We start from the raw sequence: 11,352 nt of genomic DNA, 5'->3' as shown, positions 1-11,352 counted from the left end.
GACCTTGAGCACCACTATGGTAATTTCCTTCCGGGACCTGTGCTGGGTGAAGTCGCTCGACTCCTCGGGACCTCGCCTGCGCAGCTCAACGGCTTCGTCACGTTCTACACGATGCTGTCGACCGAGCCACGGGGACAGCATGTGGTCCGTGTCTGTACAAGCGGGCCATGTCATGTGACCGGTGCTCCATCCATTGTGGCAGAGCTCAAGCGACTCCTTGGTGTCGATATTGGCGAAACAACTTCGGACGGAATGTTTACGCTGGAAGCTTCCAGCTGTCTTGGCATCTGTGGTGTTTCTCCGGCTCTCATGATCGATGACGATGCGTACGGAAACCTCACGCCGGAAGATCTGCCACGAATTCTCGACGCAAAGCGCGCGGGAGGTGCACAATGAAGCTGTTCTCGACACAGATTATCGTTCCTGTTGACTCCAACTCTGTCCTCCAGGGTGCCCTTGAAGTCAAGCACGTTCTCGAGGAGATGATTGGCAAGTACAACCTGGGCAGCCAGGTATCGGTGGTCGAGACTGGTGCTCTTGGTATCTATGACCAGGGTGTCGTTCTGGCTGTCTTCCCGGATGACGTCTACTATGGCAACGTCATGCCTTCAGACGTTGAGGAGATCGTCACGGAGCATCTCCTCAAAGGGCGTGTCGTCTCACGCCTCACGATTGACCGCTCTCTCTCGTCCAAGCGACTGGTCGAGAAAGAATCAGGGAAGAGCCAGCAGAAAATCGTCCTGAGAAACGCAGGCCTCATCGATCCACAAAGTATCGACGAATACATTGCCCGCGACGGTTATGAAGCGCTGGCCAAGGCTCTTGCGATGCAGCCCGGCGAGGTTATTCAGATCCTGACCGACAGCAAGCTCCAGGGACGAGGGGGCGCAGGGTTCCCGACAGGGCTGAAGTGGGGAATGGTCGCGAAGGAGCAGAACGACGAGAAGTACATCGTGTGCAACGCTGACGAAGGTGAACCCGGCACCTTCAAAGATCGCCTCATTCTCGAGGGAGATCCACACAGTATCGTCGAAGCCATGACCATTGCCGGCTACGCTACCGGAGCTCACGTCGGTATCGTCTATGTCCGTGGCGAGTACTTCATGTCGATAGCGCGCCTCAAGAAGGCTATCAAGGACGCCACTGAGTATGGACTGCTTGGCAAGGACATTCTGGGGACGGGGTTCCAGTTTGATATTGAGGTCTATCGTGGTGGTGGCGCCTACGTCTGTGGTGAGGAGTTTGCGCTGCTCGAGTCCATCGAGAACAAGCGTGGCACGCCACGGAACAAGCCTCCGTTCCCGCCTCAGCAGGGACTTTTCGGAAAGCCTACGGTCGTCAACAACGTAGAGACTTTTGCCAACGTACCGCCGATTCTGTTGAATGGCAGCGATTGGTTCAAGTCATTCGGGACACCATCGAGTGCCGGCACCAAGGTCTTCTCGCTTTCGGGCGACATTGTGAACCGTGGCATCGTCGAGGCGCCTCTTGGCATCACGTTGCGGGAACTCATCTACGACTTTGGCGGCGGCGTCAAGGGAGGCAAGCACATCGGCTTCATTCAGACTGGTGGAAGTGCCGGGACTGTGCTTACTGACAAGTTCCTGGATGTCCCGCTGGACTTCGCCTCAATGAAGACCAACAATGTTTCCATCGGGTCCGGAGTCATCCTGGTGGCGTCTGAGGATGTGCCGCTCCTTCCGTTCCTTGCGGAGGTGGCACACTTCTTCTGGCATGAGTCGTGTGGCAAGTGCACACCTTGCCGGGAAGGGACACTGCAAGTCAAGGCCATCATGGATTCGCTCGTCAACCGGACGGCGGACCCCGCTTCCTTGCAACGCCTCGGCAAACTGCTCACCACGCTGAACGACACGTCGTTCTGTGGGCTGGGACAGGCTGCCCCGCTCGCGTTTGAGTCAGCGTTGCGCAACTTTCCCGAAGTATTCGACCAGGCACTTGCGGAATCACATGTACCAGAGGCCTGTCAGGAAGAAGCGTAGAAGGGTAGCGTCCTGGAGAGGAGTAGTCGACTTGAAACTGACTGAGGTTCTTGAGATTACCGGCGCAATGTGTGTCGTGGGCGAACAACTGGCGGATATCGAGGTGAACCACGCGTTTGCATCAGACCTCATGAGTGACGTACTGGCGATGAGCCGTCCCGATACGCTGCTCATCACCGGGTTGACTACTCCTCAGATTATTCGAACGGCACAGATGCTTGACCTGCCAGCCATTCTCGTGGTAAGAGGCAAGGATGTGCCTCAGGATGTCGCCGATCTGGCACGTACGACGGGCATTGTCCTTCTGTCGACCCACGACATCATGTACGTGGCGTCGGGGAAGCTCTATGCCCGAGGTCTCTCTGGATAATAGATGTCCCTTGAGCAGAGTGTAGAAGCACTGCGATATCTGGGGCTGTTTAGCAATCTGGACGCTTCCAGTGTCATGTCTACCGCAGTTTATGCCCTTCATCCTGAGGATCGTGTTGCAGCAGCCCGTCTTCTTATGCGGGAAAAATCAATTTCCGGAGTGCCCATCGTCGATGCCGATTTTCGGTTGGTGGGGCTCATTTCGGTTTCAAAGATCATCGAGGCACTTGCCGACGGGCGTCTGGCTGACTCGGTTGACTCGGTGATGACGCGCGATGTGATCTCTTTGCATGCGCATGACAGCTTTGAGACAATCCTGTCTTCTTTCCAGCGCTTCAAGTTCGGGCGTTTCCCGGTGGTCGGAGAAGATGGCAAGCTAGTGGGCATGATCACGGACACCGACGTTCTGTCGGCGATCATTCGCAGCTTCTACTCGGTGTACGTCCATGACCAGCGACGTACGATTACCCTCGGCAGCTTCTCGGCCCTCTCGAAAGAGTTCGAAAACAGCGCAGACTTTGTCTATGACATAAGTTGTACGGGACTTGAGAATGCTGGCGAAGGCTCGGCTCGGCTCAAGGCGTACCTCCAGAACAAGGGTTTCGGCGAGTCCGTTGTTCGACGGGCGAGTGTCTGCGCCTACGAAGCGGAGATAAACGTTTGTATCCATGCGGGTGGTCATGGTTCCCTGCGGGCCATTGCTCGCAATGGAGAGATTACCGTACGCGTGGAAGATGAGGGTCCCGGAATCGAGAACATCGATCTTGCGATGAAGGAAGGCTGGTCTACCGCGACTGACGCAATCAGGGAACTGGGCTTTGGTGCGGGCATGGGTCTGCCGAACATCCGCCGATTCTCCGATCACCTCGTAATTATCTCGGGCAAAGACAAGCCTACCAAGGTTGAGATGATCTTCCTGGAGAGCAAGGAATAGGAGGCAACATGATAGTACATGACGTCATCGAGTCGTTGGGTGCAGACGTCGCGGTCGAGGGTGACACAACGCGGCAGGTAACGTCAGGGTACACCTGCGACCTGCTCTCGGAAGTTATTGCCAAGGCTACCCTGGGATCGGCCTGGGCGACTATCCAGACACATGTCAATGTCATCGCCGTTGCAGCGATGGTGGGCATCAGCGTCATTATTGTCTGCGAGGGCCGAACCTGTGAGCCCGACGTGGTCGAGCGTGCTGTAAAGGAACACATGACCGTCCTCTATTCCAGGGATTCGGCGTATACCGTTTCCGGAAAGCTCTATATTCTTGGGCTGAGGTAGCCAGTGCTGGAGGTCCCCGGCGACCTGCACCTGCATTCGTGTCTGTCGCCGTGTGCAGATATTACAATGCTGCCGGGCGAGGTGGCAGGACGGCTCGCTGCGCGCGGGATACAGGTTGCCTCTCTGACTGACCACAACGCGGCGTGCAACGTGCCTGCATTTCAGCGGGTATTTCAGCAGCGCGGTATCCTGAGCGTGCCAGGGATGGAAGCTACCACTGCGGAGGAAGTCCACTTGCTCTGCTATTTCGAGACGACAGGTGCCCTCTGGAAATTTGGTCGCATACTACTGGCGTCGTACCCGCGTATCATTAACGACCCCGAACGTTTTGGCTATCAGCTTGTCTGTAATGAACGGGACGAGTTTGTAGGACAGTTTCCCTTTCTGCTTTCTGTGGCCAGTCTGCTGAGCCTGGAGGAACTGAGGGAACATGTTGAACAGCTGGGCGGTGTCGTCGTGCCGAGCCATCTGGATCGCCGTTTTGGGCTTCTGTACCAGTTGGGCATTGTGACGTCAGACATGGAGTTTCCCACATATGAGGTCGCTCACAAGGTCAATATCGAGAAAATCGCGTCAAAGCTGCCTGGTCATCCGCAATTCGTCTCGAACAGCGATGCTCACAACCTTGATTCCATCAGCCCTCCCAGGTATATCCTTGAAATCGAGGAATTGACTGTTCATGAAGTACTTATGGCCCTTCGGCATGAGAATGGAAGAGGAGTAAGGCTGCTATGAGGACGATAGCGGACCATATCCTGGACATTGCTTCCAACAGTGTGACGGCTGGAGCCACCCAAATATGGCTCGACATCGACTATGACCCGTCTGGTCACCTGTTTGTCTTTACCGTTCGAGACAACGGGTGCGGGATGGATGCCGATAGACGCACACGTGTGTTTGATCCGTTCTTCACAACGCGACCGCACAACATCAGGAGGTTTGGTCTTGGACTGCCATTCCTCCAGCAGAACACAGAGTTGACAGGTGGAGGGGTCGACCTGTGGAGTGCTCCGGGTGAGGGAACGACACTCAGGGCAACCTTTCATACGGATCACATTGACTGTCTGCCATTTGGAGATCTGGCATCGACCATTTTTGCTCTGCTCATCTCTGACGATGCGGTGCGGTGGTATGTTCACCGTGCAGAAGGGAATCTGGCATATACTCTCGATACTGACGAACTGCGGACAATTTTCTCGTCGGAAGAAATGTCTGACCCTCAAGCGCAGTTACTGCTTCTGGATTTTTTGCGCGGACAGGAATGCGATGTGGTCCAAGGTAGCAGTGGCGAATCCGGACAGGGCGGTATGTGAGGGTGCTGGTGATGACAAACTACAGATTGGGAGACATATCAAAGGCGACTGTTTCGCGCATGGCCACATATCTGCGGTGTCTCACATATCTTGAGCAGCAAGGCGCATCGACACTTTCGTCGCGGGAGTTGGCATCGTTGACAGGGGTGAGTGCTGAACAGGTGAGACAGGACTTGTCCGTTTTTGGTCGATTTGGCAAACGTGGTACCGGGTACGATGTCGTTGGGCTGAAGACCGAAGTCGAAGCCATCTTCGGGCGTGGCGTCGAACGGTGGAAGTGCTGTATCGTGGGGGTAGGTTCCCTCGGCACAGCGCTTATTGCCAGCCGTATGGTTCAGAAGTGGGGATTCAGGTATGTCGCAGCGTTTGATTCAGATCCGCGCAAGATCGGAACGCGCGTAGAGCGCGTACCCGTGTACGCCATTGATGAGTTGAAGACGATTGTTCGCCGAGAACACATCGCCATCGGGGTTATCGCCGTCCCCGCATCAAGTGCTAGAACCGTCGCCCGAATCCTCTGCGAGGCGGGCATTCGGGGTATCCTTAACTTTGCCCCGCAGAGTATCAAAGTGCCTGAAAAGGTCCCAGTGATCTCGGTGGATCTTTCACAGGAGTTTCTCAAACTTTCGTTCTACATCCAGAGTGCTGAGGAGCAGGCGCGCGAGGAGCAGATGCAGATCAATGCCGCGTCACACAGCGAGTAGCGGCGTTTCCAGGGCAGCACTCGTTCGGGTGGGCCTGACGGATATGCGCTGGACCACTCTGTGCATTTGGTGAATGTCAGCAGTCAGCACCATTTTGAATTAGTAGCGTGGGAAAGGAGACAACATGGGGCGTTTGTCACCCGAATCGGTCGATAATCTGGTCATTGCAGCTGGGAATCCTGAAGAGTGCCGATAGGCCATGAAAACAGAGTTGGTGGCTGGTACCGGTTATTGCAGTGCGACAACAAGAGACCGCAGGTGCCGCCCATGAACCTTGTCGTCCTTGCAGGCGGGCGTAGCCAACGAATGGGATTGCCCAAGTACTGCCTTTCTCTCGCAGGTATCCCCCTGTACGAATACCCCCTGCGTCGGCTTGGTGCGCTGTATCAGCGCCACATTATTGTCGAGAACAATGGCCTCATACCTGCAGACGGCAAGTCGGAGCGACTAGTTGTCAGCGACCTTGTTGCTGATGCAGGGCCTCTGGGTGGGATCTACAGTGGACTCAGGGCCTCAGATGCGGTACTGAACATGGTGGTCGGTGCCGACATGCCGTTTGTTTCTCCTTCATTGGCTCAGGCGATGGGAAAGCGTGCGTGCGTGCAGGATCTGGACATCCTTGTTCCCAACATTGATGGTCTTCTTGAGCCGTTGTTCGCCATCTATTCTTCTCGGGTCGCCAACGTCGCAGCCGAACTGCTGGCATCGGGGGTTCGCTCTGTCCGGGAACTCTTTCGCAATGAATCGTTGCGCATTGGCTTTATTGACCGGGCCTATGGCACGCACTACGACGAACGATTAATGTCTTTCTTCAACGTGAACACACCGGATGATCTCATTATGGCACAACTGATGTTGCGTGCGGGTGAAACGTCGATAGAGGAAGAACGCGTATAGATGCGCACATGAGTGACCTGTCCAGACTGTCACTGGCGAGGTCAAGAAGACCCATGTCATCGATGTGGATACATGCATCAAATGCAGCTCGTGCTATGAAGTCTGCTGTTTTGGTGCTATTCTCAAAGAGTAAGATACCCGAAGGGGGTTCATGATGAGTGAGAAATTGATCAACGCAAAGATCGACGGGAAGGACTATCAATTCCCTGTGGGAATGACGATCCTGGATGCCTGCAAGAGTGCAGGATATGATATTCCTACTCTCTGTTACCTTAAAGGCATTGCCGAGGAAGGCGCTTGCGGAATGTGCGTCGTCGAGGTCAAGAAAGCCAGGACTCTTCAAAGGGCATGCATAACCAAGGTTACCGACGGTATGGAAATTACGACAGATTCTTCCGCCATTCATGAAGCACGGAAGACAAATCTCGAACTTGCACTTGCGCATCACCCTCTGGACTGCATGACCTGCGATGCAGATGGAGATTGCGAGCTACAGGAGCTTGCTTACCAATTCGGCATCAAGAAGAGCCAATTTCTCATTGACAGGGAGGCATTTGAGAGTCCAAAGAAAACCGCATGGGACACGAATCCCTTTATCCAGTTCGACCCGCAGAAGTGCATCCTTTGCAGGCGTTGCGTGGACGCCTGTGAGAACCAGGCATTGGTCGAGGCAATTGGCATGGCAATGAGAGGTTCCGAGTGTGTTGTGTCGACTCCGTTCAACGTGCCTCTTGAGGAGACTGACTGCCAGTTCTGTGGTGCTTGTGTACAGGCTTGCCCTGTTGGAGCACTTGTCGAGAAACCTCGCATCGGCAAGGGCAAGATCTTCAATCTTGAGAAGACCGACACCATCTGTGCCTATTGCGGAACGGGTTGTGATATTTCCCTGTACAAGGATAAGAAGAACAACCTTGTGATGGCAAGAGGAATCGTAGATGCTATGCCCAACAAGGGGAGACTCTGTGTCAAGGGACGCTATGGTTTTGAGTATGTTAATAGCAATGAAAGGCTCACAAAGCCTCTCATCAAGGAGAACGGGAAGTTCAGGGAAGCCACGTGGGAAGAGGCCATCGCATACACGGCAACAAGGCTCCAGGAGATCAAGGATAAGTACGGACCAGATGCCATTGGCGTACTTGGCTCCTCCAGGTGCACGAATGAGGACAACTTCGCTGTGCAGAAATTTGCCCGTGCAGTTATTGGCACGAACAACGTAGACAACTGCGCGAGACTATGCCATGCCTCGACCATTGCGGGGCTAGGTAAGGCGCTTGGCGCGGCTGCAGCGACGAACCCGGTTGACGATATCAAGAATGCGGATGTAATGTTTGTCATAGGCTCGAACATGACAGAAAGCCACCCCGTGATTGCGCAGTTTGTGAAAGAGAACAAGAAGAAGCGTGGCGCAAAGCTTATTGTCTGTGATCCACGGAAGACCGACCTTGCAAAGGTTGCTGACATCTACATTCAGCACTTCCCAGGCATCGACGTGGCACTTCTCAATGGCATGATGAAGGTCATGGTGGACAAGGGGCTTGTCAACAAAGAGTTTATTGAGGCGCACACAGAAGGATATGAGGAGTTCGTAAAGGTTGTTTCGAAGTATGACCTTGATATGGTCTCCAGGCTGACTCGCGTCGACAAGGCACTGATTGAGGAAGCTGCTATCGTGTATGCTTCTGCTCTCAATGCGACGATTTTCTATACGATGGGCATCACCCAGCATTCGGTCGGTACGGACAATGTGCTCAGCATCGCAAACCTTGCCCTTGTCACTGGCCATATTGGAAGAGAAGGAAACGGCATCAATCCTTTGAGGGGACAGGCAAACGTTCAGGGATCCTGCGATATGGGAGCTCTTCCCGATGTTTATCCGGGTTATCAGAAAGTAACCGATCCCACTGCCAGAGAGAAATTCGAAAAGGCATGGGGCGTCAGACTTTCGGACAAGCCAGGGCTTCCTGTGACTGAATTTGGAGATGCTGCTCTCAGTGGGCATCTCAAGGCGGTATATGCCATGGGAGAGAACCCTCTCATGACGGAGCCCGACATCACTCATGTGAGGAAAGGACTGGAGGCTCTCGAGTTTCTTGCTGTTCAGGAAATCTTTATTTCGGAGACTGCAGAACTTGCAGACGTTATTTTTCCTTCCGCAGCCGCATATGAAAAAGAGGGAACATTTACGAACACTGAACGAAGAGTCCAGTTGCTCAGAACTGCTCGAGAAAAGCCAGAAGATGCAAAATTCGACTGGGAGATCGTTTCGCTCGTTGCAACAAAGATGGGCTACCCTATGACATACAGGAACGCCGCGGCAATCATGGATGAAGTGGCAAGCCTCACGCCATCGTACGCCGGCATTCATCATTGGCGTCTTGAGAAAGGTGGCCTGCAGTGGCCCTGCCCCACTGACGAACATGCTGGAACGAAGATCCTTCACTATGGTGCAGCCTTCAAGAGGCCGAGCGGAAAAGCGCTCATCAGTCCAGTTGAGTATATCGAGGCAAAGGAGCTTCCGGATAAGGAATATCCGATACTTCTTACCACCGGAAGGATTCTCTACCACTTCCACTCTGGACAAGAATCCAGAAGAGTGAAAGTTCTTGACACGTTTGTTCCAAGAAACTATGTGGAGGTCAGCAAGGAAGATGCGAAGGAACTTCATATCGAACACGGCGAAACGGTAAGGGTTTCGACAAGAAGAGGCAGTATCGAAGTCGAGACCAGAATTTCCGATAAGCCGATGAAGGGAGTAGTCTTCATTAGTTTCCATTTCCATGAGGCAAGCGTGAATCTTCTCACAAATGCGGCCCTTGATCCGGTATCGAAGATACCTGAATTCAAAGTCGCAGCATGCAAGATTGAAAAAATCTGATCAGGGGAGGAAAGGAATGGATCTACCGATGTTTACACCACCTCAAATTGCCGAGAAGCTGGGAGATGTTTGTCAGGGCAAGTGCAGGATGCCCATGAAGAAATTCTTTGTTCTTGCGATTCTCGCGGGTGCCTTTATTGCATTTGGTGCACAGTTGTCGATTCTTGTTGGTTCCGATGCGACGCTCGGGTTTGGCTTCACCAAGTTCATTGCTGGAGCCGTGTTCAGCGTGGGACTCATGCTGGTCGTGGTTGCTGGGGCTGAGCTCTTCACGGGTGACAACCTTATTGTTATTTCGGCTTTGGAGAAGAAAGTTCGCTGGGGAGAGGTCCTGAAGACATGGGTTGCAGTCTACATCGGCAATCTGGTCGGTTCGGTCTTTATTGCCCTTCTCTTGTATTGGTCGGGTCTCTGGAGCATGAATGGCAACCTCGTTGGTTCCGCTGCACTCAAGATCGCGGGAACCAAGGTCGGTCTTACCTTCGTTCAGGGACTTGTCAGGGGTATTCTCTGCAACTGGCTTGTCTGCCTTGCGGTGTGGATGGCAACTGCCTCGAAGGATATCATTGGAAAACTGTTCGCAGTCTTCTTCCCCGTCATGGCTTTTGTTGCCTCAGGCTTCGAGCACTCTGTTGCAAACATGTTCTTCATCCCCTACGGCATCCTCCTTAAGTCTGTTCCCCAGGTTGTGGCGGCTACAGGCAAGACCCTTGCAGATTTTGCAGGACTGAACTGGGTAACCCTCTGGACCAAGAACCTCATTCCTGTGACTATAGGTAACATCATTGGTGGCGCATTCTTCGTCGGCTTTATCTACTGGTTCGCATATTTGAAGAAGGGTCCTGGCACTGTGGAGACAAAGTAGGACCAACCTCTCTTGCTGGTGAGAGTGCTTCGGAAAAAAACGATCAGGGAGGAAACCATGGAGTTGGACAATGTGACTCGACCAGTGGGGCAGGCGCAGCCGCTGAGCGATGAAGACAAGCGTTTTCTGCGCGAACTGGTAGAAACAAATCGTACGGAGCATCATGGCCGGCTGTCGTACATGGACATCATGTTCGACCTTGAGCACCACTATGGTAACTCCCTCCCGGGACCTGTGCTGGGCGAAGTCGCTCGACTCCTCGGGACCTCGCCTGCGCAGCTCAACGGCTTCGTCACGTTCTACACGATGCTGTCGACTGAGCCACGGGGACGGCATGTGGTCCGTGTCTGTACAAGCGGGCCATGTCATGTGACCGGCGCTCCATCTATTGTGGCAGAGCTCAAGCGACTCCTTGGAGTTGAATTGGGCGAAACAACTTCGGACGGAATGTTTACGCTGGAAGCTTCCAGCTGTCTTGGCATCTGTGGTGTTTCTCCGGCTCTCATGATCGATGACGATGCGTACGGAAACCTCACGCCGGAAGATCTGCCACGAATTCTCGACGCAAAGAGCGCGGGAGGTGCACAATGAAGCTGTTCTCGACACAGATTATCGTTCCCATTGACTCCAACTCTGTCCTCCAGGGTGCTCTTGAAGTCAAGCACGTTCTCGAGGAGACGATCGGTAAGTACAACCTGGGCAGTCAGGTCTCGGTGGTCGAGACTGGCGCTCTTGGTATCTATGACCAGGGTGTCGTTCTGGCTGTCTTCCCGGATGACGTCTACTACGGTGGCGTGAAGCCGACGGACGTGGAAGAGATCGTCACAGAACACCTCCTGAAAGGACGCGTGGTCTCGCGCCTCACGATTGACCGCTCTCTCTCGTCCAAGCGACTGGTCGAGAAAGAATCAGGGAAGAGCCAGCAGAAAATCGTCCTGAGAAACGCAGGCCTCATCGATCCACAAAGTATCGATGAGTACATTGCCCGCGACGGGTATGGGGCTCTCGCAAAGGCTCTTGCGATGCAGCCCGGCGAGGTTATCCAGGTCCTGAC

The 11,352-nt window shown here is 53.8% G+C and carries 13 protein-coding genes and 1 pseudogene; all 14 read left to right on the top strand.

The annotated features are described in order from the left end of the window. Positions 1-396: NADH-quinone oxidoreductase subunit NuoE family protein (locus SMC5_RS05770; protein WP_133299172.1), on the top strand; the 396-nt coding region annotated here is incomplete at its 5' end. Then, positions 393-2,000: an NADH-quinone oxidoreductase subunit NuoF gene (gene nuoF / locus SMC5_RS05765; protein ID WP_119119953.1), complete on the top strand. Its 1,608-nt coding sequence runs from the start codon at positions 393-395 to the stop codon at positions 1,998-2,000. The genes SMC5_RS05770 and nuoF, both read left to right, overlap by 4 nt. 31 nt (positions 2,001-2,031) lie before the next feature. Then, entirely contained in the window at positions 2,032-2,370 is a 339-nt protein-coding gene (locus tag SMC5_RS05760; RefSeq protein WP_207799101.1) for a hypothetical protein, read from the top strand. Positions 2,371-2,373: 3 nt separating this feature from the next. Next, on the top strand, positions 2,374-3,303 hold the full coding sequence (locus tag SMC5_RS05755; protein ID WP_119119952.1) for a CBS domain-containing protein: 930 nt from the start codon (positions 2,374-2,376) through the stop codon (positions 3,301-3,303). An 8-nt stretch (positions 3,304-3,311) separates the two neighbouring features. Continuing rightward, on the top strand, positions 3,312-3,644 hold the full coding sequence (locus tag SMC5_RS05750; RefSeq protein WP_119119951.1) for an iron-sulfur binding hydrogenase: 333 nt from the start codon (positions 3,312-3,314) through the stop codon (positions 3,642-3,644). A gap of 3 nt (positions 3,645-3,647) precedes the next feature. Then, on the top strand, positions 3,648-4,379 hold the full coding sequence (locus tag SMC5_RS05745; RefSeq protein WP_119119950.1) for a PHP domain-containing protein: 732 nt from the start codon (positions 3,648-3,650) through the stop codon (positions 4,377-4,379). Further along, the gene (locus SMC5_RS05740) at positions 4,376-4,957 is read left to right on the top strand and encodes an ATP-binding protein (RefSeq protein WP_119119949.1); all 582 of its coding nucleotides are present in this window, start codon (positions 4,376-4,378) and stop codon (positions 4,955-4,957) included. The genes SMC5_RS05745 and SMC5_RS05740 overlap by 4 nt, the downstream gene beginning before the upstream one ends. Before the next feature lie 11 nt (positions 4,958-4,968). Continuing rightward, the gene (locus SMC5_RS05735) at positions 4,969-5,661 is read left to right on the top strand and encodes a redox-sensing transcriptional repressor Rex (protein ID WP_119119948.1); all 693 of its coding nucleotides are present in this window, start codon (positions 4,969-4,971) and stop codon (positions 5,659-5,661) included. Positions 5,662-5,928: 267 nt separating this feature from the next. Beyond that, a complete protein-coding gene (locus tag SMC5_RS05730; RefSeq protein WP_119119947.1) occupies positions 5,929-6,558 on the top strand; it encodes a molybdenum cofactor guanylyltransferase in 630 nt (209 codons plus the stop codon). A gap of 58 nt (positions 6,559-6,616) precedes the next feature. Further along, a complete protein-coding gene (locus SMC5_RS11665) occupies positions 6,617-6,691 on the top strand; it encodes a hypothetical protein (RefSeq protein WP_119119955.1) in 75 nt (24 codons plus the stop codon). Positions 6,692-6,709: 18 nt separating this feature from the next. Further along, positions 6,710-9,433 carry a formate dehydrogenase subunit alpha gene (gene fdhF, locus SMC5_RS05720; RefSeq protein ID WP_207799100.1) on the top strand — a complete coding sequence of 908 codons (2,724 nt, stop codon included), beginning with the start codon at positions 6,710-6,712 and terminating at the stop codon, positions 9,431-9,433. A 16-nt stretch (positions 9,434-9,449) separates the two neighbouring features. Beyond that, entirely contained in the window at positions 9,450-10,298 is an 849-nt protein-coding gene (locus SMC5_RS05715) for a formate/nitrite transporter family protein (RefSeq protein WP_119089899.1), read from the top strand. Between the two features lie 57 nt (positions 10,299-10,355). Next, positions 10,356-10,889, top strand: a complete 534-nt coding sequence (locus SMC5_RS05710; RefSeq protein ID WP_119119945.1) for an NADH-quinone oxidoreductase subunit NuoE family protein — start codon at positions 10,356-10,358, stop codon at positions 10,887-10,889. Further along, positions 10,886-11,352, top strand: a pseudogene (locus tag SMC5_RS05705) (NADP oxidoreductase); the annotation flags it as partial. The gene SMC5_RS05710 and the pseudogene SMC5_RS05705, both read left to right, overlap by 4 nt.

This window comes from Candidatus Cryosericum odellii, from assembly GCF_003570935.1.
GTDB classification, from domain to species: Bacteria; Caldisericota; Caldisericia; order Cryosericales; family Cryosericaceae; genus Cryosericum; species Cryosericum odellii.
The sequence above is the reverse complement of the archived record's forward strand: the minus strand, read 5'-3'. Positions and strand labels throughout refer to the sequence as shown.